At 39.9% G+C, this 22,500-nt stretch carries 20 protein-coding genes and 4 tRNA genes; 9 read left to right on the plus strand and 15 right to left on the minus strand.

Features of this window, described 5'->3' with window-relative positions; genetic code table 11:
- Positions 1 to 6: 6 nt before the first annotated feature.
- Genes CQA58_RS06910 through CQA58_RS06920 form a run of 3 tightly spaced genes read right to left on the minus strand, consistent with a single transcriptional unit; the run spans position 7 to position 3,709 of the window.
- The gene (locus CQA58_RS06910; RefSeq protein WP_115569989.1) at positions 7 to 1,248 is read right to left on the minus strand and encodes a tetratricopeptide repeat protein; all 1,242 of its coding nucleotides are present in this window, start codon (positions 1,246 to 1,248) and stop codon (positions 7 to 9) included.
- Positions 1,245 to 1,619 carry a YkgJ family cysteine cluster protein gene (locus CQA58_RS06915; protein ID WP_115569990.1) on the minus strand — a complete coding sequence of 125 codons (375 nt, stop codon included), beginning with the start codon at positions 1,617 to 1,619 and terminating at the stop codon, positions 1,245 to 1,247. Before CQA58_RS06915 ends, CQA58_RS06910 begins: the two co-directional genes overlap by 4 nt.
- A 2-nt stretch (positions 1,620 to 1,621) precedes the next feature.
- On the minus strand, positions 1,622 to 3,709 hold the full coding sequence (locus tag CQA58_RS06920) for an MMPL family transporter (RefSeq protein WP_115569991.1): 2,088 nt from the start codon (positions 3,707 to 3,709) through the stop codon (positions 1,622 to 1,624).
- Positions 3,710 to 3,791: 82 nt separating this feature from the next.
- Between CQA58_RS06920 and xseB the strand changes: the two genes are divergently transcribed.
- Together xseB and CQA58_RS06930 are read left to right on the plus strand one after the other, a co-directional pair.
- Complete coding sequence (gene xseB / locus CQA58_RS06925) at positions 3,792 to 3,998, plus strand: exodeoxyribonuclease VII small subunit (RefSeq protein ID WP_115569992.1); 207 nt, start codon at positions 3,792 to 3,794, stop codon at positions 3,996 to 3,998.
- A gap of 90 nt (positions 3,999 to 4,088) precedes the next feature.
- Positions 4,089 to 4,835: an extracellular solute-binding protein gene (locus tag CQA58_RS06930; RefSeq protein ID WP_115569993.1), complete on the plus strand. Its 747-nt coding sequence runs from the start codon at positions 4,089 to 4,091 to the stop codon at positions 4,833 to 4,835.
- Between the two features lie 53 nt (positions 4,836 to 4,888).
- Here the strand turns inward: CQA58_RS06930 and CQA58_RS06935 are convergent, their stop codons facing one another.
- Together CQA58_RS06935 and CQA58_RS06940 are read right to left on the minus strand one after the other, a co-directional pair.
- Positions 4,889 to 5,530, minus strand: coding sequence for an NAD(P)H-binding protein (locus tag CQA58_RS06935; protein WP_115569994.1), 642 nt, complete (start codon positions 5,528 to 5,530; stop codon positions 4,889 to 4,891).
- Entirely contained in the window at positions 5,523 to 6,290 is a 768-nt protein-coding gene (locus tag CQA58_RS06940; protein ID WP_115569995.1) for an exodeoxyribonuclease III, read from the minus strand. Before CQA58_RS06940 ends, CQA58_RS06935 begins: the two co-directional genes overlap by 8 nt.
- A gap of 98 nt (positions 6,291 to 6,388) precedes the next feature.
- On the opposite strand from CQA58_RS06940, the gene CQA58_RS06945 reads away from it, so the two are divergent.
- From CQA58_RS06945 to CQA58_RS06975, 7 genes are all read left to right on the plus strand, one after another.
- On the plus strand, positions 6,389 to 8,119 hold the full coding sequence (locus tag CQA58_RS06945) for an ATP-binding protein (RefSeq protein ID WP_115569996.1): 1,731 nt from the start codon (positions 6,389 to 6,391) through the stop codon (positions 8,117 to 8,119).
- 150 nt (positions 8,120 to 8,269) lie between these two features.
- A complete protein-coding gene (gene feoB / locus CQA58_RS06950; RefSeq protein ID WP_115569997.1) occupies positions 8,270 to 10,408 on the plus strand; it encodes a ferrous iron transport protein B in 2,139 nt (712 codons plus the stop codon).
- Between the two features lie 104 nt (positions 10,409 to 10,512).
- Positions 10,513 to 10,590: transfer RNA gene (locus CQA58_RS06955), tRNA-Pro, on the plus strand.
- Between the two features lie 18 nt (positions 10,591 to 10,608).
- A tRNA-His gene (locus tag CQA58_RS06960) sits at positions 10,609 to 10,685 on the plus strand.
- A 12-nt stretch (positions 10,686 to 10,697) separates the two neighbouring features.
- Positions 10,698 to 10,774 (plus strand) — tRNA-Arg (locus CQA58_RS06965).
- 14 nt (positions 10,775 to 10,788) lie between these two features.
- Positions 10,789 to 10,865 (plus strand) — tRNA-Arg (locus tag CQA58_RS06970).
- A 146-nt stretch (positions 10,866 to 11,011) separates the two neighbouring features.
- Positions 11,012 to 11,725: a leucine-rich repeat domain-containing protein gene (locus CQA58_RS06975; RefSeq protein ID WP_115569998.1), complete on the plus strand. Its 714-nt coding sequence runs from the start codon at positions 11,012 to 11,014 to the stop codon at positions 11,723 to 11,725.
- 21 nt (positions 11,726 to 11,746) lie between these two features.
- Here the strand turns inward: CQA58_RS06975 and CQA58_RS06980 are convergent, their stop codons facing one another.
- The 10 genes from CQA58_RS06980 to dnaE all read right to left on the minus strand — a co-directional run bounded on the left by CQA58_RS06980 (position 11,747) and on the right by dnaE (position 22,459).
- Complete coding sequence (locus CQA58_RS06980; RefSeq protein WP_115569999.1) at positions 11,747 to 12,922, minus strand: Opr family porin; 1,176 nt, start codon at positions 12,920 to 12,922, stop codon at positions 11,747 to 11,749.
- Positions 12,913 to 13,740: a pantoate--beta-alanine ligase gene (gene panC, locus CQA58_RS06985; RefSeq protein ID WP_115570000.1), complete on the minus strand. Its 828-nt coding sequence runs from the start codon at positions 13,738 to 13,740 to the stop codon at positions 12,913 to 12,915. The genes CQA58_RS06980 and panC overlap by 10 nt, the downstream gene beginning before the upstream one ends.
- Positions 13,737 to 14,411, minus strand: coding sequence for an orotidine-5'-phosphate decarboxylase (gene pyrF, locus CQA58_RS06990; RefSeq protein WP_115570001.1), 675 nt, complete (start codon positions 14,409 to 14,411; stop codon positions 13,737 to 13,739). Before pyrF ends, panC begins: the two co-directional genes overlap by 4 nt.
- On the minus strand, positions 14,411 to 14,812 hold the full coding sequence (nusB, locus tag CQA58_RS06995) for a transcription antitermination factor NusB (RefSeq protein WP_115570002.1): 402 nt from the start codon (positions 14,810 to 14,812) through the stop codon (positions 14,411 to 14,413). The genes pyrF and nusB overlap by 1 nt, the downstream gene beginning before the upstream one ends.
- Before the next feature lies 1 nt (position 14,813).
- Positions 14,814 to 15,278 (minus strand): 6,7-dimethyl-8-ribityllumazine synthase, encoded by a 465-nt coding sequence (gene ribH, locus CQA58_RS07000; protein ID WP_115570003.1) that lies wholly within the window; start codon positions 15,276 to 15,278, stop codon positions 14,814 to 14,816.
- A gap of 9 nt (positions 15,279 to 15,287) precedes the next feature.
- The gene (kdsA, locus tag CQA58_RS07005; RefSeq protein WP_115570004.1) at positions 15,288 to 16,085 is read right to left on the minus strand and encodes a 3-deoxy-8-phosphooctulonate synthase; all 798 of its coding nucleotides are present in this window, start codon (positions 16,083 to 16,085) and stop codon (positions 15,288 to 15,290) included.
- Positions 16,086 to 16,095: 10 nt separating this feature from the next.
- A complete protein-coding gene (locus CQA58_RS07010; protein ID WP_115570005.1) occupies positions 16,096 to 16,719 on the minus strand; it encodes a carbonic anhydrase in 624 nt (207 codons plus the stop codon).
- Positions 16,720 to 16,783: 64 nt separating this feature from the next.
- Positions 16,784 to 18,055: a UDP-N-acetylglucosamine 1-carboxyvinyltransferase gene (gene murA, locus CQA58_RS07015; protein ID WP_115570006.1), complete on the minus strand. Its 1,272-nt coding sequence runs from the start codon at positions 18,053 to 18,055 to the stop codon at positions 16,784 to 16,786.
- Between the two features lies 1 nt (position 18,056).
- Positions 18,057 to 18,815: a pseudouridine synthase gene (locus CQA58_RS07020; RefSeq protein WP_115570007.1), complete on the minus strand. Its 759-nt coding sequence runs from the start codon at positions 18,813 to 18,815 to the stop codon at positions 18,057 to 18,059.
- A complete protein-coding gene (gene dnaE / locus CQA58_RS07025; RefSeq protein WP_425454673.1) occupies positions 18,812 to 22,459 on the minus strand; it encodes a DNA polymerase III subunit alpha in 3,648 nt (1,215 codons plus the stop codon). Before dnaE ends, CQA58_RS07020 begins: the two co-directional genes overlap by 4 nt.
- Between the last annotated feature and the right edge of the window lie 41 nt (positions 22,460 to 22,500).

Here is a 22,500-nt window from a genome sequence, read left to right on the forward strand (position 1 = left end):
CAAAATTTACTTAGTTTTGCATTCCAAAAGGGCTTTTTGGTGAGTTTTTAAGTCATTATGCTCTTGTATTTTTGCTTTTGGTATCTTATCAAATTCTCTCTTAGCCTGATTACAATCTCCTAGCTTATAATACCCCCACGCTAAGGAATCAATAAATTCTACATTTTCAGGCGAGAGAGCTAGGGCTTCTTTGACATACTCCATTCCCTTTTTGATATCCACATCATAATCAATCATCAAATACCCCAAAAAGTTGAGATATTCTCCAAAAGATTGCGGGGTTTGTTTTTGTTTTTTTAGCTCACTGATTGCATATTGTAATTTTTTGATGATTGAGAGGATTGTGTCTTTATTGGGGTTATCTTTGATTGTTTCAAAAAAATAGATTTGAGAGAGGATAAGCATTTCATAGTTTTTGCTCTCCTCATAGATAAGCTTAGCTTGATTGGAAGCTAGGGAGAAATCTCCTTTTCCAAGATAAAGCTCTAGGAGGATAGAGCGATTGAGGGGGTATTTTTTGGCAACCTCAATGGCTTCATCGTATTTTTTTTCATAAGCATAAACTGCGATGAGATTAGTGGCGTTTTGAATAGTGGGGGATTTCTCCTCAATCTCTTTGAGAAGTTTTTCTACACGGCTAATCTGTTTGGTTTTGACATAAAACTCAATACTTCTTTTGCATAGCTCTTGAGAGCAACCATATTTTTCAAGATGACTATTAAGAAGTTCTCCGATACGCTCATTGTTTTGGGAGTTGCTATAAATTGCAATGATTTGCTCCAAACTCCTCTCGCTATGATCTCCCTTATAGGCTTCATTGAATTGTGCTAGAGCGTCATCAACGCGATTGCTCTGCAAATACAAACTTCCTAATATCTCATGCACCAAAGGAGTGCTTTCTTTTTTTTGGATACTCTCAACAATAGCAATAGAGTTTGGCACATCTCCAAGCCTAAGATAAGAATCTGCCAAAACCTTTTCAATCTCCAAATCATATTCTTTGCTTTTTTTCTGATAGGATAAAACAAGATTGATTGTGCCTTGAGGGTCATTGAGGAGAGAGGAAACCAAAATCGCCTCTCTAAAATACTCTAATTTATGGCTCTCTTCATATAGCACAAGATAGAGATCTCTAGCTTTGGCGTATTCTTTGGTATCTACTGCATTAAGGGCTTCATTGACCATATCATCTTCATTGAATCCCCAAAGGGTTAAAAAGCAAAATAATAGACATAAAACTTTTTTCATTCTTTCCTCTCTAATTGGATTCCTTTGCATTCCTTCAAGAGATAATCCAAATGCTCCCTTTCTTTGAAAATCTCCCAAAATGGAAAATCTCTGCATTGTTTAGGACGCACGGGGTAGATACTGCAATTTTTTTGCACCTCATCAAAAAAGATACACGCAAAACCCTCTTGATAACTCTTTTCAATCAAAGAAAATTTATATCCCACCTTTTTAACATAAGTTTGTGTAAATTGGTTAAATTCCATTCCCAAAAAATCAGCCATTTTCTCTAGCTCGGCAATGGAAGTGAAAATATATCCACTCTCCCCCACACAGCACTTCCCCCCACACTCTTCACACGCTCTACAATCAAAGCTATAAGCAAAATCCATACTCAAGAGGCGTTTCCTTTAATATCTTTTTGAAAGAAAATCAAAAAGAGCAAACAGCTCATTCCTATCACAATCACCTCTCCAAAAGAATTTAACGCTCTAATTTTGCTAAAGAGGAAAAATCCAAAAGAAAAAAGTGTAGTGAGAGTAGAGAACAAAATCGCGTGAGTTGCTCCAAGTGTGTTGCCCTCTTTGGTGTGATAGATTCCATAATCCACCCCCACAACCACAACAATAAGCAATGCAAAGAGGTGCATAATGTTGATTGGAGCAGTGAGAGAGAGGTAGAGCATTACGCTACAAAATGGGAAAAGAATGAAAGTGAGTGCATTGAGGAATGCTCCCCTTGTGCTTATAGCCAAAAGAATAACCATCGCTACAAAAGCCAAAGTCAAAATACTCACCATTGGGGCATAGATACTGCTTGTGATTGAAGTGATATACTCTTGGGTTTGGGTGAGATTGATTCCTTGAATGTGCTTGAGTTTGGCAATATCATTGCTTTGGGCTTGATAATAGTATTGCCCTTTATAAGAGATGATGAAAAAGCCCAAAGATTGCAAAGTCTTCAAATCAAGATTTTCTTGCCAAGAGGGGATATAGCGATAGCTCATTGATAGGGTTTGGCTCAAAGTCTTATCACTTCTCTCTAGTTCATACAGAGCGTCTTTGTAGCGTTTGGTAAAGTCAAAAAAGGACATTGATTTAAAATATCTCTCACGCTTTTTGACTTCTGATTTTGTAGGCAAGATTCCTAGAGCTATGGGGTTGTTGGTATCAAGGCGATTGATTTCTCTAGCTTTGGCAATAAGGGCATCAAGTGAGGGGGCAAAGATGAGATAGGGGACATAGTTTTGCGAGAGTGGAGAGAAATAATCCTTTTGGGCATTCATCGCTTTGTTTTGATAATCAAGCTTTGAGAGATCAAAATCGGCTTTAAGATGAGTGAAAGCCACGCCTCCTGCAATAAGAGAGAAAAGCAAGATAATGAGGACAGGGAAAAAGGGAAATGAGAGCTTGTGGAGAAAGGGGTAGAATTTGGGCTTTGCAAAGCCAATCCCTTGAAACATAAAGGCAAAGCAAAGATAGGCAATCCCTAGATTGATGATTGCATAGAGTGAGAGCTGATTGAGGAGTGGGAAAGGGACAAAAAGGCAGACAAAAAAGCCAATGAGGGTAGTGAGAAACCCATAGAAAACTGAAGTATTGAAAGATATTTTTCTGTTTTGGTAGTAGCCAAGATAGTGGTGATGCATAAGATAATCAATACAAATATTGCTGATACCTATCCCAAAACTCAAAGACATAACGCTCACTTGTGGGAATGCAAAAAGCATAATCAAAATCGCAGTCGCATTAGAGAAAAGAAGCGTGGCAATCATATTGAAAGTCAAAAATGGCATTCTCAAAATCACAAAATACAAGACAAAAAAGAAAATCCCTGCAAGTCCCATCAAGACATTGGCTTCATCTAAGATGAGTTGAGGATTTTCCACACTCATAAAAAGTGGGGAGAAGTAGTGGGTGATATTGTATTTTTGAGCTAGGGGAAGGAATTCTGAGTAAAGTTTATGCACGCTCTTTGCTTCAGAATCCCTCATCTCTATGATGACATAGGGTGTGCCTTGCAAGAAAAAATCTCTGTGGATAGAGGGGATAGAGATGAGAGAGAGGGGATCAAAGGGATTGAAACTTGGGAGTTGAGAGTTTTGAAGCAGGGCTTGGGCGATTTGGGTGCTAGATTGGGAATTGGGTTTAAGCTCCCCTAGATAAAAATAATTTTTGGCTATAAAGTCTTTGAGGGCAGGGCTTGGCTCGATTTTGCGATGAATGATTTTGATATTGGGAAGAAGAGCCACTTCTTTGAGAAAAGAGTCAAACTCTTTGGGATTTTCTTGTGCTACATAGATAAACTTAGAATCCCCAAACTTGCGATGCAAATCCACCCACTCTCTCTCTTGGCTTTGAGGGAAAAGATCTAGCACTTCAAGGCTTAGCTTTTTTTCCCAATCGATTTTGCCTGATTTGAAAAGATACACACCCACACAAAGCACAAACAACAACAGCAAAAAATTTTGAAGCTTTCTCAAAAAATGTCCTTATAGTTATAATGAGAGAAAATTATAATATACAATTGCTAGTAAGATTAAAATATCAAGGAAGGTTTGAGTAATGAATGAGAAAAAAGAAGAAAAAAAAGATTTTGAAACACTTGTGGAGCTATCCAAAAAAGCACTTGATCATCTCAACAACCAAAACCTTTCACTCAAAGAAAGTATGCAAATCTACAAACAAGGCTTGCAATACCTCAATGAAGCTCAAAAGCTCCTTGAAGAGGCAAAGCTAGAGTATGAGATACTCAACTCAAATCAAGAATGATTGAAATAGAAAATATCTAAGTTTTAATTAAACATTTACTTTCGCTCCCTATGATTGCCTCCCATTTAAATTTCAAAACAAGGAGTAATAATGAAAAAAATTGCATTATTTACAGCACTCATCGGTGCGTTTCTCAACGCTGAAGTATATGTCTATGGGCCAGGGGGACCTGCTCCAGTTCTCAAAGAATTAGCTTCAATGTATGAGCAAAAAAGTGGAGAAAAAGTAATCATCACAGCAGGACCTGCAAGTGCTTGGATGGATGAGGCAAAAGCAAAGGCTGATATCATCTTTAGTGGAAATTCAGCGATGATGGATACATTTGTGAGTAAGCTTGGAGGCAAGATTAGTGCTGAGAAAATCAAAGTTCTCAATATCCGTGAGGCAGGGATTATCGTTCGCCCCAAAAACCCTAAGAAAATCAAGAATTTTAAAGATTTGCTTAGAAAAGATGTAAAAATTATGGTGGTTAATGGTGCAGGACAAGTGGGGCTTTATGAAGATATGGCACTTAAACATGGCAAAAGAGAAAATCTTGTCGCTCTAAGAAAAAATATCAAAGTCTTTGCTCCCAACTCTAAATCAGCAGTAGAGAGCTGGAATAATGATCCTAGCATTGATGCACTCATCATCTGGAAGCATTGGGCAAACACCATTGGCAAAGACAAAGCCGAGTTTGTCAGAAGTGGAAAATCAAGCGTGATTTATAGAGCAAGTGAGATTGTTGTAACCAATGATTCACCCAATGCTCAAAGTGCAGAGAATTTCATCAACTTCATTCAAAGCAAAGAAGCTCAAAAAGTATGGGAAGAAAAAGGCTGGATTGAAAACAAATAATCTCTCTTTTATGGGGAGATTCTCTCCCCTACCCTCCCTTTCAATAGGCAATACTACCTCCCAATAATCGGCATAGATTTAATGTATTCTCTTGATTGAATTTGTTCAATCATAAAGCGTGCGATATCCGCTCTTGAAATTAAAAAATTAATCCTCTTTTTACCAAAACTAACCTTGATTTCACTTCCAATCGGTGTATTTCTCGGTGCTACAAAACGCACTAGCGTCCAATCCAAATCGCTATTTTCAACCAAAGATGCAATCTCTAGCATCTCTTTTTTGGCTTGTTTGAGAAAAATACTTGCCAAAAAACTCGGCAACAAAGTAAGCAAAGACTTTTTGTCTCTCCAAAATCTCACACTAGGAGTCGCCCAATCAATCAGTCTTTTGACCCCTGCTTTTTTCATCTCCTCTAGCAAGATCTTATGCCCCTCAAGGGAATGCATCGTGGGGTAGCTGTATTTCATCGTGATTCCCACACACCAAACCACCGCATCTTGCCCTCTGAGTGCTTTAGCCACAGATTCCCTATCTACTAGCTCTCCCTCAAAGACATTCAAACACGAATCTTTACTCTCCATTTTGGAAGCATTTCTAAGATATACACTCACCTCATAACCTGCCTCAAGTGCATACTTCACAGCCCACTTCCCAATCCCACCATTACCCCCAAAAATCAAAACTCTTTTAGGCATTTTTAGCTCCTTTTATCACCAACTCCACAGGGCAATGATCGCTCCCAAAGATTTCAGGATAGATTTTGGCACTCACTAAAGAATCTTGCAAACTCTTTGAAGTAAGGAAGTAGTCGATTCTCCACCCCGTGTTGTTCTCTCTTGCTTTTCCCATATAGCTCCACCAAGTATAAGCCCCCTCTAGCGTGGGATAAAAATATCTAAAAGTATCAATAAACCCACTCTCTAAAAGCTCAGAAAACTTCGCTCTCTCCTCATCAGTAAATCCTGCATTTCTGCGATTGGTTTTGGGGTTTTTTAGATCAATCTCTGTATGAGCGACATTGAGATCCCCACACACCACCACAGGCTTAAACTTCTCTAAATCTTTGAGATAAGCTCTGAAATCATCTTCCCAATTCATTCGATACTCTAGCCTTGTAAGTTCTCGCTGAGAGTTTGGGGTATAGACATTGACTAGATAAAAACTCTCATATTCAGCACAGATGATTCTCCCCTCTTTGTCGTGGTGTTCTATCCCCATATCATAGCTCACGCTTAGTGGTGGTTTTTTGGAGAAAATCGCTACTCCTGAATAGCCTTTCTTCTCTGCTGAGTTCCAATACTCCTCATATCCTTTGAAATCAAAACTTGCTTGATCTCTTTGCATTTTGCTCTCTTGGATACAAAACACATCAGCATCAACACTTTCAAAAAACTCCATAAATCCCTTATTCATACACGCTCTCAAACCATTGACATTCCACGAAATCAGTTTCATTTTTGCTCCATTTTTGTTGATTAAAACTTGGCATTTTACCCCACAGCTACATTTTCCTTTGATAAAATCGCAAACAAAAATCACAAACGAGAAAGATAATGCAATACTATTTAGATTTTATCAATACCAAAGAAGTGCAAAAATCCACCATTTTCCCCTCACTCAAGTGCGATGAAGACGAGGCAAAAATCTTGCAATATATGGCAAAAGCCTTGCTGAATTCTGAAGTAGAAATAATGGTGCTAAGTTTAGTGGAAAATCTCTTTGGGCTTAAGGGTGAAGAGACTCTTGCCTATCTTCCCAAAATCAAAAATCTCTTAGAGCTTGGCTGGGTTTCCCAAAGCAACTTCTCACGCCCCACAAACACCCTACTCCTAGAGCTACTCAATGAAAATATTTATCTCACTCATAGTTTTTTGAGACTCCTTGAAGATGGCACACTTGAAGTCGCACTCCCCAAAGCCAACCCCTATCAAGATCACCTAGAATACCTCAAAGATCAATTTCTCAAAATCGACTTACTTCAGCAAATCAACCACCTCAAACTCTCCTACAAGCTTGACTCTCCCTCACTCTCTAGAATCCAATATCGCCTCAACACCCTAGAGCAACAAATCAAATATCGACTTAAGCTCACTCAAACCCCATTTGAAATCGTCTCTCTCATCAAAGATGCCGAGCTTGATAGCAAAGAGCAGACGCTGTTTTTTGCATTACTCAAAGAGGAGTATTCAGGGGGAGAGGGGAATCTAAGAGAGATGAATGCCCTCATAGAGCTTATCAGCGAAGATGAATATGACAAAATCAAAAACCGCTCCTTGCTTGATGAAAAAAGCAATTTGATTGAGAAAAATCTAGTGGATTATGATGAGATTCTCAACCCCTTTGGAGGGATTGCTAGGACATTTTTCATCAATGAGGAGATTTTGCAAAAAATCATCTACCCCAACAAAAAAAAGAAAAAGAGCAAAAACACTCTCACTAACCTCATCAAAGAGCAAGAAACTTTTGAAATCCTAGAGCCAAAAAAAGACCTCAAAGATATTGTCCTAGCCCCCTCAACAAGGGAAGTGCTAGAGAGTTTGCTTAAGCAAATGGATCCCAAAGTCATCTCTCAACTCAAAGCGTGGGGAGTGAAAGAGAGAAAGAGTGGGATTGAGAGTAAAATCATTTTCTATGGTTCAGCAGGAACAGGCAAAACTCTCACAGCCCTAGCACTAGCCAAAAGCCTAAAAAAGCAGATTCTCAACTTTGATTGCTCCAAAATCCTTTCAATGTATGTGGGAGAGAGTGAGAAAAATGTGAGAAAAATCTTTGATAGCTATCGTGAAATCACACAAAAAAGCAAAAGTGAGCCAATTTTGCTCCTAGATGAAGCCGATCAATTCCTGAGTGCAAGAAGCACAGGTGGGGGAGGAGCAGATAAGATGCATAATCAAATGCAAAATATTTTCTTAGAGCAGATTGAAAAATTTGATGGAATCCTCATCGCCACTACCAACCTGCTAGAAACCCTTGATAGTGCGTTTTCTAGGAGATTTAACTACAAAATTGAGTTCAAACGCCCCACCCAAGAGCAAAGAGCCAAACTTTGGGAGCTTCATCTTCCCAAAAATGCTTCCTACTCTATGGACAAAAAAGAGCTAGTCAAAAAACTCTCAAGCTATGATCTTAGTGGTGGGCAAATCTCATTGGTTGTCAAAAACACAGCCTACAAAGTCGCCACAAGGGACAATCCCACATTTTCACTTGAAGACTTTAGCAAAGAAATCATTAAAGAGAGAGATGGAAGCTTTGATGGAGAGAAAAGTATGGGGTTTGTGGTGTGAGCCACAACACTTCACCAAAAACACCCACCACAATAATTTCAAAATAAGAAATTTTCATTATCTCCTCAAAAATGATAATAACTATCATTTTATTGACAGAAAGACAAAAAAGGTGTAGAATGAAAGAAAACTTCACAAAAAGAGGACAAAATGAAAAAACATATCACAATCGCTCTTGCAGGACAACCCAATGTCGGCAAAAGCTCAATCATCAATAAAATCAGTGGCAGTAATCTCAAAGTCGGAAACTTCACAGGGGTAACGATTGAGAAAGCCTATGCCACATTTGAGCATCAAAACTACTCAATCACTATCATTGATCTCCCCGGAACTTACTCACTCAATCAATACACCCAAGAAGAGAAAATCACTCAAGACTTCCTTTTAAATGAAAACTATGATGTGATTTTAAATGTGCTTGATTCTACAAACCTAGAGCGAAACCTTGCCCTCACAGCCCAAATCCTAGAGCTAGATCGCAAAACAATTGTCGCACTCAATATGAATGATGAAGCCCAAAAAGAAGGGATACAAATTGATGAAAAACAACTTAGCAATATCTTAGGAGTGCCTTGTGTGAAAGTAACTTCAAGCAATTCTTCTGATATGCAAAAGCTCTTAGAGATGATTATCCGCCTCTATGAAAAACCTTTTTGTCCCTCCAAACGCACTTATAGTGAGTGCATTGAAGAAGAGATAAAAACCCTAAGCGATCATCTCATTGCCAAACAATACCCTTGTGTGAATACTCTTATCAAAGAGGGACAAATCATCAACTATCGCAAACTCTCCATCTCTTTGCTCCAACAAAATGAAGAAATCTATCAAATCCTCTCCTCCAAGCCTTGCTGGGTAGAACTTGCTCCTATGCTTACTCAAAGTATCTCTAGGATTTGCAAAGTTTTAGAAGAAGAGAGAGTGAGCAATATTTTCAACCTAGAGCATTATGCTTATGCCAAAGGTGCAAGTCTTGAAGTGCAAAACCAAAAGCCACGCCCAATTGACAAAACCCAAAAGATTGATTCAATTCTACTCAACAAATATCTAGGAATCCCCATTTTCCTTTTCTTGATGTGGTTGCTTTTTCAAGCCACATTTACTCTTGGAGCGATTCCAAAAGAGGGGATTGAAGAGTGCTTTGCTTTCTTTGGAGAACTTGCAAAAGAGTATATCCCAAGCCCTGCCCTCTCCTCTCTTATCGCTGATGGAATCATCGGTGGAGTAGGAGCAGTGGTGAGCTTCTTGCCTGATATTTTGATTCTCTTCCTTGGAATTGTGATTTTGGAGGGGAGTGGATATATGGCAAGGATTGCGTTTTTGCTTGATGGATTCTTTCATCGCTTTGGATTACACGGCAAGAGCTTTATCCCCCTTGTTACGGGGTTTGGGTGCAGTGTCCCTGCGTTTATGAGCACAAGAATGCTGAAAAATCGAGGCGATAAAATGCTAACCCTTTTTATCATCAACTTTATGAGCTGTGGAGCAAGACTGCCTGTGTATGTGCTCTTTATCGGTGCATTCTTCCCTCAAAAGCACTCAGGAAATATCCTCTTTGGGATTTATATTTTGGGGGCATTAGTGGGACTTGTGATGGCAAAGATTCTCAAACTCACTGCCTTTAGGGGGATTGATGAGCCTTTTGTAATGGAGATGCCAAAGTATCGCTTCCCCTCAGCCAAACTCATCGCTTATAGCGTATGGAACAAAGCAAAAATGTATCTCAAAAAAGCAGGGACATTTATTCTAGGAGCTTCTATGCTGATTTGGTTTTCTACCCAATACCCCAAACACCCTCAAATTGAAGCTAGATATGAATCTGAAGTCCAAACCCTAGAGCAAAAAGGTGCAAAAGCAGAAGAGATAGAAGAGCTAGAGCATCAAAAAGAAGCCTTGCTTTTGGAGAAAAGTTATCTAGGCTATATTGGAGAGGGCATTGCTCCGCTCTTTGCTCCATTTGATTTTGACTGGAAACTTTCAGTCTCCCTCATCAGTGGCCTAGCAGCAAAAGAGACAATGATTTCAACTATGGGTGTGCTTTACTCTCTTGGAGAAGATTTAGATGAGAGCAGTCAAGATCTCAAAAGCACTCTAGCTCAAAATATCTCTATCCCCACAGCAATCGCCTTTATCCTCTTTGTAATGTTTTACAACCCTTGCCTTGCAGCCACCATCGTCTTTGGCAAAGAGGCAGGGGGGAGAAAATATGTCTTCTATCTTTTCCTCCTTACTTCCCTTACAGCCTATGTCTTTGCCCTCATTGGCTACAATCTCACAAAACTCTTTTTCTAAAACCCCTCTTTTTGAGGGAAAATGCAAATTTTTCTCACAAAAACAAGACTCTTTCTTGACAAAGTGGCAAAGTTTCCTTATAATCTCGGTTTTTATTTTCTTGTCGGGGCGTAGCGCAGTCTGGTTAGCGCACTTGGTTTGGGACCAAGGGGTCGAAGGTTCGAATCCTTTCGCCCCGACCATTTTTCTACTCTTTTATGGTGGGTGTAGCTCAGTTGGTTAGAGCATCAGATTGTGGTCCTGAGGGTCGTGGGTTCGATCCCCATCACCCACCCCATACAAAGAGTGTGCGTTCGTAGCTCAACTGGATAGAGCACCAGACTTCGGATCTGGGGGTTAGGGGTTCGACTCCCTTCGGGCGTACCATAACCCTTCTTTATGCGCTCATAGCTCAGCTGGATAGAGCAACGGCCTTCTAAGCCGTAGGTCAGAGGTTCGAATCCTCTTGGGCGTACCACTTCATCTCATTTATCTCAAACTTTTTTATACCCATTGTGCTTTGATAGATTTTTTGTATTTTGATTGATTTCTTAAAAAAGTAACAATTAAGTAAAAATTTATAAGAGTAGAATCGCCCAAAATTTAAAACAGAAAGGATACCCTATGGAAAAATGGGCTAAAGAATTCATCTCTTGGTGTGATCACCATAAAATCAGCGTCCCAAGAACTCAAGAAGAGTTATTGGCACTTAAAGTTTTTGAAGCCAAAGGCAAAAACCTAACTTCAATCCATCAAAATATTGCATATCTCAAAAACCTTTATCGCATCGTGCTTGATCACAATATGCTCTCCACCCTCCCCCCACTCCCAAGGCGTGTAAATGCAGTATCTCTCTCTCATAATCTTTTTAGAGAAGTTCCACAAGGCATAAGAAATCTTAGAAATCTCCACACCCTCATCATCTCTCACAACAGCATTGAGGCATTACCCCAATGGCTTGAAGAGTTCAAAACTTTGCATTTGCTAGATATTGTGAATAACAAAATCACTTCTTTGCAAAACCTCTCCAAAAATACAGAGCTAAAAATCCTCCTAGCTTCAGATAACAAAATCAAAGATATTTCCCCTATCTATAATCTCACCGAGCTAAAAATCTTTGATTTCTCTGATAATAAGGTTACAGAATTTGACAAAAGGATTAGAAATCTCAAACATCTCAAATTCTTCTCTGGCTTGGATAACAAAATCACACGATTTGATATGCTTTTCTTGCTCTCAAATATAAAAGTCTATCTCCAACCCTCCAAAACCCCCAAACTCAAGGCAACAGAGTTTTTGCGTTATCTCACAAAAAAACTCCACCTCAAAATCGCCTAATCCCTCTCCTCTCCCCCTCACTTAAAACGACAAACTCATTCCTGCTTGGACTTGAATTACATTGGGAATCGCATCATTGCCTAAGTGGGTATTATAGACATTGACAAAGGCTGAAACATTGTTTGTAAAATTAAAGCTCATTGCAAGATCGACTTCGTTTTGGATATGGCGTCCTCCAATAGAAGGAATCGCTGAAGTGAAAAGCCCCACACCATAGAGCAGACAAAGAGTTACTTGATCAAATGTCCCTGCAAGAGCAGTATAAATCACACTTGTATCCACTGCAAAGCTAGAATCTAAGACATTTCCCACTCCTAGAGGAGAAATGGTGTTGTTGATTCGATTAAGGCTTCCCCACCCACTCTCTTTGCCACTTTGAATATATCCAAAAGAAAAATCCAATCCTGCTGCCTCTACATAAAGTTTGGCATCAAAATCCACTCCATCACCTCTATCATCACCATTGCTAAACTCAAAGCTTCCTGCAGTATTGAGAGCTAGTCCGATTTTGGATTTGGAAAACTTATACTCAAATCCTGTGCTTGCACCTAGCACATAATTGACTGAATATCCAAAAGAGGTATAGACTTTTGCCCAAAACTCCCAATCTTTGTTGGTAAAGTTGTATTTGCTTGAGGCATAAGTATATCCACTCCAATTCTCTGTATAGCGAGAGAATGCACTCATTGAAGTGGGGGTAACATCTCCATAGGAGTTGATCCAGCAAAGCTCCAAAAGGAGATTTTCTAATGAGCGATTTCTTACCCAAAATCCTTCTACTTGGTTGCTTATCCACTCATTGCTGACAAAAAATCGCCCTGCTTTTATGCTTGTATCCCCATCAAAATACTCTAGGAATGTATCTTTGAGCAAAATAGGATTAGAGCTATCAAAATCAAGATTGATATCTCCCTTGTGCCATTGCCACAAAGGATAAGCCGCACGAAATCCCACAGAAAGTCGCATATTTTTATAAAATGCTGAGCGATATTGCAATCCCATTGTAATAGCCACATAGCTCTCATCTCTCATTCCAAAACTATCAGCAATACTTGTGGCAAAAGGATCATAATAATCTGAGTAAAAACTCACATCGCCTTGAGTTACACCATTTTTCAGAGCCTCATCAATGTTATCATACGCACTTGCCAAAGCAAGAGAGCCTAAAAATACCAAAGTCTTCTTTTTCATATCCATAAGTTATCCAATAATCGAGTATTTCCTACTTTGCAAGTCAGTAGGATTAGGGTTTGAGTGGGAATGATTTGCTCTAGAGGTTCTAAAGTATGGTTGCAAAAAGCTAAATAATCCACATTCATTCCCTCTAGCTCCCTCATTCCAAACTCATAAAGTTTGCCAACCTCCCTCTCTCCCTCATTGATGAGCCTAGCAATTTTTTGCAAGGTTTGAGGGATTTTAAGAGCGATTTGTCGCTCCTCTTTAGAGAGGTAGATATTTCTTGAACTCAATGCTAAGCCATCATCATCTCTGATGATAGGACAAGGCACGATTTCTAAGGGCAAAAAAAAGTCTTTTACCATTTTTTGCACAAGCAAAAGCTGTTGAGCGTCTTTTTGTCCAAAATACGCACGAGTAGGGGAAGTGAGATTAAAAAGCTTTAAGACCACTTGCAATACTCCATCAAAATGCCCTTTTCTTATCGCTCCCTCATATACATAACCCATAAGTTTGGGGGGATTGAGTGTGATTTCATCATCACTTTTATACATCTCTTTGCTCTCAGGAGCAAAAATCGCATCAACTCCTTGAGCTAGAGCAATATCTGCTTGAAGTGTTCTAGGGTATTTGCCAAAGTCCTCATTTGCCCCAAATTGTGTGGGGTTGACAAAGATTGAGAGGAGAGTGTGAGGGTTTTGAGCCATTGAGGCTTTTAGCAAACTCAAATGCCCTGCGTGTAATGCCCCCATTGTCGGCACAAACCCTAGAGGTGCATTGATACCCCTCCTCCACTCTTTTAGCTCCTCAATGGTTTTCAAAATCACAGGGGTTTTCATACAATCTCTTTTAGGATTTTTTGTGTGATTTCTTTGGGATTGGGAGCTTGATATATGGGGCGTCCTACCACGATAAAGTCAGCCAATGCTTCTTTAGCACTTTTGGGAGTGGCAACCCTTTTTTGATCTCCTTTAGGATTTTCTTCAAATCTTATGGCAGGAGTGAGAGTGAGAAGAGAGGTGCTAGATTTAATCTCTTTACTCTCATACACCGAGCAAACCACACCATTGCACCCTCCCTCTTGGGCTAGGAGAGCCAAAGTCTTGGCGTGAGAAGCAATAGGGGCGTTATAGATTGGAGTAAAGGTGCTATCCTCAAAGCTAGTAAGAGCCGTAACTGCAAAGACAAGGAGATTGCTATCTTTTGCTACTTCACTCACAGCTCTCATCCCCTCAGTCCCTGAACTTGAATGGATTGTAAGCATATCTACACCCAAAGCGATACACTCTTGTGTAGCTGTTGCCATAGTGTTGGGGATATCATAGAGTTTGAGATCCAAAAAGATTTTAAAATTTGGATTGATAGCTTTAATCTCTTGCAAAAACTCTTTGCCATCACGAATAAAGCTTCTTAATCCCACTTTCACCCACAATTCAAACTCTCTAAGCTCTTGGAGCAAAGCAAGATTCTCCCTCTTAGAGCTCATATCAAGTGCAAGACAGAGTTGCATTATTTTTGCTCCTTTACAATCGCATCTAGCACTCCATTGATAAATCTTGGAGCATTATCACTTCCATAAAGTTTGGCTAATTCTATGGCTTCATTGATGACTATTGGGGCATCTGTGGAAGTGAAACAAATCTCATACACTCCAAGCCTTAAAATCGCTCTCTCAATCCCTCCGATTCTTTGGATATCCCACTCTTTGAGGTGTTGGCTGATTCTCTCATCAACCCCACTTAGCTTTTCTAACACTCCATTAAAGAGAGAGAGTGCAAATTCTTGCTGTTTGTTTTTGATTTTTTTCTCTTCTAGGATTTCAGGGGCAAGACTTACAATCTCCTCATTCCCACTATCATAAGCATATAGCAGACTTACGACTGCCTCTCTAGCTTGTGTGCGAGTTGCCATATCAAACCTTTTTGTAAAGATTGACAAGCTCTATCAAAGAGCTCATCGCCTCAAAGCCTTTGTTTCCTGCTTTGCTTCCTGCTCTCTCGATAGCTTGTTCGATATTATCTGTGGTTAGCACTCCAAAGCTTACAGCTTGATTGTATTGCAAAGCCATATTGGCAATTCCTTTGGTGGCTTCAGCAGATACATAATCAAAGTGAGGTGTCCCCCCTCTAATAATCGCACCCACACAGCATACCCCATCATAAGCCTTACTTGCTAGAAGTCTTTGAAGCACAAAAGGAATCTCATATGCCCCTGGAGCTAGGATAAGAGAGAGGTTTTTTTCTTCTCCTCCGTGTCTAAGGAAGCAATCCTTTGCCCCCTCTATCAATCTGTCTGTAATAATATGATTAAATCGGCTTGAGAGGATTGCGATTTTCTCACTCCCCTCAAGTTTGAGTTTTCCTTCAATGATTTGCATATTTTTTCCTTATTTTGAGATTTCTTGGATTGCTAGAAGTGTATTGATAAGAGATTGAAGCTCTTGAGTTTTTATCATATTAGGCCCATCACTTAGAGCAATGCTTGGATCAAAGTGGGTTTCCATAAAGAATCCATCGACTCCCACAGCCACTGCTGCTCTTGAGAGAGAAGGCACAAAGCGACTATCTCCACCACTCTTTCCTTCCCCAACTCCAGGCATTTGCACACTATGAGTAGCATCAAAAATCACAGGAGCAAACTCTCTCATAATCTCTAAACTTCTCATATCTACCACTAGATTGCCATATCCAAAAGTGCTTCCTCTCTCAGTCAGCCATACACCATATTTTTGACTCTCTTCATAAGTGGCACTTTTGCCTCCTCGAGTCTTAATCGCTTTGAGAACGCTATGTTTCATATCTTTGGGATTCATAAATTGTCCCTTTTTAATATTGATGATTCTTTCTGTCTTTGCCACAGCCACGATCAAATCAGTTTGGCGACAGAGGAAAGCAGGGATTTGAATCACATCAACCACTTCAGAGAGTGCTTGAGCTTGGTGGCTCTCGTGAATATCTGTAATGAGTTTATAACCAAACTCATTTTTGATTTTTTGCAATGTTTTTAGCCCCTCTTCAAGCCCTGGCCCACGATAGCTATCAAGGCTTGTTCGATTGGCTTTATCAAAACTTGCTTTGAAGTAGAAGTCAATTTTTGGGTTTTTTGCTATTGGCTCTAGCATTGAGGCGATTTTGGCTAGGTTGTCATAGCTCTCAATCACACAAGGTCCGCTCATTAGTATCATTTTCACTCCTTTATTTTTGAATCACTCTAAATTTTTTGCTCTCTAAATCATAATTCATAATTTCCCCTGTTTCAATTATATAATACCAACCAAAGATCTTAAGCTCTCCTTTTTCAAATTTCTCTTTGATAAAAGGATAGCTTAAAAGATTGTTGATTTGCACTTCAATATTGATTTGTTCAGTTAGCCAAGTGCGTTTTGCTTTGGTTTTGGGAGAGAGGAGAGAAACTTGCTCTTTGACAGGATCAAGAAGTTCTATCCACTTCTGCAAATGCTCTGTATTTTTGCCAAGATTATCATCATAAAGTGCTTGACACGCCCCACAATTACTATGCCCACACACAATGATATTTTGCACTCCAAGCACCACCACAGCATACTCTATGGCTGAAGTCGTGGAGAGGTAGGCGTCATTTTTGTGAGTAAAGGGGGGAATGATATTGCCTACATTTCTCACTACAAAAAGCTCACCAGGGAGTGTGCCTGTGATTCGACTAGGCACGACACGAGAATCAGCACAACCCACAAAAAGCGTATCAGGATTTTGAGCTTTTTTCAAACTCTCATAGAGTTCTTTATGCTCATTGAAATCCTCTTCTTTGAATTTGATTGCACCTTGCAGTAGTTTATCCAAACCTTTTCCTTATCACTAAAATCTATGGGATTATAGCAACTTCAATCAAAAATCCAAAAAATCTCTAAACTTCCTCTCTCAATCTCTCCACACTCACCCCCAAACCTCTAAGTTTGCTCTCTAAGTTTTCATACCCTCTATCAAGATGGTAGATTCTATGGATATTTGTTTCCCCCTTAGCAATCAATCCTGCAAGCACAAGAGCTGAAGATGCCCTCAAATCTGTTGCCATCACATCAGCCCCTTTAATCTCTGCCCCTCCGCTCACATTTGCAATATGCCCTCTTAGAGTGATATTAGCTCCTAGTCTTTGAAGCTCGCTGACATGCATAAAGCGATTTTCAAACAATCTCTCCTCAATGCTACTCACTCCCTCACACACCATTGCTAGTGCCATAAATTGAGCTTGCATATCGGTAGGAAATGCAGGATATTCAGCAGTGATAATCTCAAAAGCTTGAAGCTTTTTGGCTGGAAGCAAGGTTAGAGAATCCTCCCCCACCTCAAAGCCAAACCCAATCTCTTCAAGTTTATCAGTGATGGCTTGGAGGTGTTGGGGGATTACAGAATGCAGGGTGATAGAAGAGTTTGTAATCGCTCCTGCACACAGATAAGTCCCTGCCTCTATCCTATCAGCAATCACTCTAATATCTTGCATATCCAAAAGCTCTCCCTCACTTCCGATGATTTCTAGCTCACTTGTGCCAATCCCATTGATTTGCACTCCTGCACTTAGCAAGATTTCACAAAGTTGCACCACTTCAGGCTCTTTGGCAGCATTGATAATCGTAGTTTTGCCTTTGGCTAAAGCTGCTGCCATTAGCACATTTTCTGTCCCAGTTACCGTGATTTTATCAAAGATGATTTTTGCCCCTTGCAATCCTTTGGGGGCTTTGGCAACGATATAGCCATTCTCTATCCTCACCTCTGCTCCCATTTTCTCCATTGCCTTGATATGCAAATCCACTGGTCTTGCCCCTATCGCACACCCCCCCGGTAAGCTCACTTCACAATACCCAAACCTTGCTAGAAGTGGGCCAAGCACCAAGATTGAAGCTCTCATTTTCCTGACAATATCATAAGTGGCTTTGGTTTCCCTCACCCCTAGAGTTTCTATATGGATATGATTCTCTCCCACCCTCTCAAAACTAGCTCCCAAAATCTCTAAGAGCTTTAGCAAAGTATTGACATCAGCGACATTGGGGAGATTGTAAATATGCAAAGGGTTTTTGGATAAAAGTGTGGCTGTAAGGATGGGGAGAGCTGAGTTTTTAGCTCCTGAGATTTTCACACTTCCTTGAAGTTTGGGAGTTTCTTTGATACGCAAAAAATCCATTTTAATCCTTTTGTTTCATAAATTGATGAAGTTGCTTGTATTCTTCTTTGCTAAAAAATCGGCTTTTCCCACAAGGCAGGGCATTGAGGGAGGCAAAGCCATAAGATACACGCTTAAGATCCAACACCTCTCGCTTGAAGTGAGCGAAAAACCTCCTTAATTCTCGATTTTTTCCCTCATTGATACAAACTTTGAGTTTGGAATAATTTCTTGAATTTTTAATGATAGCAAAATCTACAAAAGGAGAGAACTCCATTGAGGTAATATCGCTTTTTTGATGTCCTCCCTCTCTTGCATCTTCTAAGACTAGCCCCTCTTGCATTGCTTGTATCATCTCTTGGGTAATGCTTCCATCAAGTTTGAGGAGATATACCCTCTCTAGTTTGCTCTCCATAAGCTTAGTTGCCACCTTTTTGCTATCTGTAAGGATAAGCAACCCTTCAGAAGCATAATCAAGTCTTCCCACAGGCACAAAGTGGGAGTATTGAGAGCTTAGAGAGTGATAAATTGTCTTTCTTCCTTTATCGTCCTTTTTACTGACTAGCTCACCTTTGGGCTTATGATAGATTAAAAGCGTGTAGCTCTCCTCACTTTTGGGCTTGAGAAATTTGCCATCGATAAACACTCTCTCCCCCTCTTGCAATACACTTGCAAAAGTAGCTTTCTTTTTCTCGATATTGACTCTCCCCTCCAAAATCAGCCTATCAGCCTCTCGGCGTGAGTATTTACTATTGTGAGAGATATATTGATTTAATCTCATAAATCCACCCATTGAAGCTTGGGGAGTTTCTTTCTAATATCTCTATCTACTTTTAAAGGAGTAGAGAAAATATAACTCTCACTCTCCCCCTCAAGCACAACTTTTAGCTCCCTATCGCCTTGATAATTTTTGATTTGCTCTGCTAGGGTTTTAATCATTTCATCTTTGGCATTCCAAGAGATGATAATCCCTAGGGGGCAAGTGGGAAGAGCTTCTTGAGGGGTATGGGTTTGGGGTGCTGGAGTGTGATTTTTTGGAGGGGTTTTAAACATTTTAGGAGCTGAAAGTTCCACCTCTTTGGCTTGAGCAAGACTAAGAATCTCACTCACAGAGATTGAGGGTTTGTCTTCTTTGTTGAAAATCTTGCACCTAAACGCCAAAGGCTGGGTTTGATCCATTTTTTCAAGTTGAGCAAAAAGCTCAGAGAAAATCATAAAATCCACTTTCCCCCACAAATCCATAATCTCCACAATTCCATAAGGTTTTTGGTTTTTCTTGCTAATCCTTCTTGAAAGCTCCATTATCTTGCCTACAAGCAAAACCTCACTTCCATTTTTATAAAGCTCTAGCTTATCACTTTGAGCCACTCCTTGAAGTGATTTAATCTCTTCACTAAAGGCATCAAGTGGGTGTCCTGATACATAAATCCCCATACACTCATACTCATCTTGAAGCAATTTGCTCTCATCTTCGTTTTGATGATTGTCTTTGAAAGAAAAAACAATCTCACTTGCCACTTCTTCCACACAATCTGCAAAAAGGGAATTCTCCATCGATTGACTTGCTTTTTCTTTGGCTCTTCCTGCCTCACAAATCTCATCAATATGCTCTAGCATACAAGTGCGTGAATATCCCAAATTATCCAAACTTCCTGACTTAATCAGTGGCTCTAGCACCCTTTTGCTTACCTTACTCCAATCCACTCTCCCCACAAAATCTTCCAAGCTCTTATAAGCTCCATTCCTTTCTCTCTCTCCTACGATATTATCTGTGGGGGCTTCTCCCACACCCTTAATCGCACTTAGTCCAAAGACAATGGCTTTCTCTCCATCTCCCTCATCACTTACACCAAAATCATTTTCTGAGAGATTGACATGAGGAGAACGCACTTTGATTCCCATTGCCTTAACCTCATCAATATACCTAGCCACAGCTTCGACTTTGTTTGACTCGCTTGTAAGCATTGCTGCCATAAATTCGTGTTCATAATAGGTTTTGAGATAGGCTGTTTGGAAAGTTATCATCGCATAGGCTGCTGAGTGAGATTTATTAAATCCATATCCTGCAAACTTCACAATCAAATCCCATAGCTCTCCTGATTTTTCTGCATCAAAGCCATTTTTGACAGCACCTTCTACAAAGCTATCTTTGAGTCTATCCATCTCTTCTTTGATTTTCTTACCCATCGCTCTTCGCACCAAATCTGCCCCACCTAAAGAAAATCCACCAATTGCTTGAACGATTTGCATAACCTGCTCTTGATAGACGATGACTCCATAAGTGGGTTTAAGGATAGGCTCAAGGGCAGGGAACATATATTCAATATTTTTGTGTCCGTGCTTTCGCTCAATAAAATCATCTAGCATTCCTGATTCCATTGGCCCTGGGCGATAGAGAGCCAAAACCGCAATCACATCTTCAAATGTGCTAGGCTTTAGGCGTTTGTTGAGATCTTGCATTCCCCCTGATTCTATTTGGAATAATCCAAGTGTGTTTCCACTCTGCATCGTTTCATACACTTTAGGATCTTCCACATCAATGCTTAAGAAATCAATCTCTTTGCCATAGCGTTTTTTGATGAGTTTGAGTGCGTCATCAATCACGGTGAGGGTTTTCAATCCCAAAAAGTCAAACTTGATTAAATCCACAGGCTCAAGCCATTTCATCGAGTATTGTGTGGTTGTCCCTCCATCTTTTGCCACAGCAAGAGGGGTTTTGTGCCATAGCTCTTTTTCACTATCAATCACAATCGCTGCTGCATGAACTCCTGTATTTCTTTTGAGATTTTCTAACTTCAAAGACTGATTCCATACCTCTTTGGCAAGAGAATCACTCTCTACAAGCTCCCTAATCTTTGGCTCTTTTTCATAGGCTTCTTCAAGTGTGATTTTTAACTCTTCAGGGATAAGCTTTGCCATTGCATCAGCATCTTTGAGTGGCATATCTAGCACCCTTGCCACATCTCTAATCACCCCTTTGGCTTTGAGTTCATTAAATGTCGTAACTTGAGCGACATTGAAACGCCCATAGCGATTGCTAACATACTCAATAATCTCTCCTCTTCTCCTCTGACAAAAGTCCATATCAATATCAGGCATACTCACACGCTCAGGATTGAGGAATCTCTCAAAGAGCAAATCGTATTTAATCGGATCAATATTTGTAATCTTCAGACAAAATGCCACTAAGCTCCCTGCTGCACTCCCTCTCCCTGGCCCCACAGGGATTCCATTTTTTTTGGCGTGATTGACAAAATCCCAAACAATGAGCATATATCCAGGGAAATTCATCTTAGTAATCACTTCAATCTCTCTCTCTAATCTCTCTTGATAGATTGAGTGCTTTTCTTGTGGGACTAGCTTTAATCTCTCCTCCAATCCTTGATGGCATTTATAAGCAAAGTAGTTTGCATCATCACTAAAATCTAGCCCCTCTTCTTTGGCATATTCAGCTGTGAAGCGAAATGAGGGAGGGGTGGCAGGAGTGAAGCTTAGGATTTTCTCTCCTGTGGCTTTATTGACAATATCAGTATTTTTCAAAGGAAGCACAAGATTGCATTTCTCTACAATCTCTTGAGTATTGCTCACAGCTTCAGGAATATCAGAGAAAAGCTCTAGCATCTCTTGAGGGGATTTGACATAAAACTCATTGACAGAGTGCTTTAGGCGATCTTTGTCATTGAGGATTTTCCCCATTGCCACACACATTGCAATCTCTTGAGTTTTGGCATCTTCTTGGGTGGAATAGTGAGAATCATTTGTAGCAATGAGCTTGATTCCTGTCTCAAGTGAGAGTTTGATAAGAAGATTATCGATATGGTATTGCTCTTGTATGCCATGACGCATAATCTCAAGGTAGAAATCCTCTCCAAAAATATCTTTATACTCCAATGCCACATCTTTGGCGATTGCATACCCCTCAGCATTGTAGGGACGAGGTTTTGAGGCACTAGGATTGAGGCGTCTAGGATTGGTGCTATTGAGATGATAGCTCACCTCTCCTGCTAGACACGCTGAAGAGCAGACAAGCCCTTTGCTATGAGCCCTTAGAAGTTTTTTGTTGATTCTTGGATAGTAATAAAAGCCATTGATAAAGGCTTGTGAGCTTAGAGCTAGGAGGTTTTGATAGCCCTCTAAATCTTTGGCATAGAGGCAGAGATGAAAGCGTTGTTTGACACTTTTATCTCCTATATCTTCTTGATTGTGGATATAGGCTTCCATTCCAATGATAGGCTTAACCCCATTCTCAAGCATTGCAGTATAAAACTCCATTGCTCCATACATATTGCCATGATCAGTCATCGCAACGCTATCCATACCTAGCTCTTTGACTTTTTTGGCTAAAAGCTTGATTTTGTTTGCTCCATCAAGCAAAGAATATTCAGTATGCAAGTGCAAATGTGTAAATTTCATAACTCGCCTCAATCATTAAAATAATATGCAATTTTACAAAGTTTTTATCAAAG

This window comes from Helicobacter brantae, assembly GCF_003364205.1.
In the GTDB taxonomy this organism is placed as follows: domain Bacteria; phylum Campylobacterota; class Campylobacteria; order Campylobacterales; family Helicobacteraceae; genus Helicobacter_G; species Helicobacter_G brantae.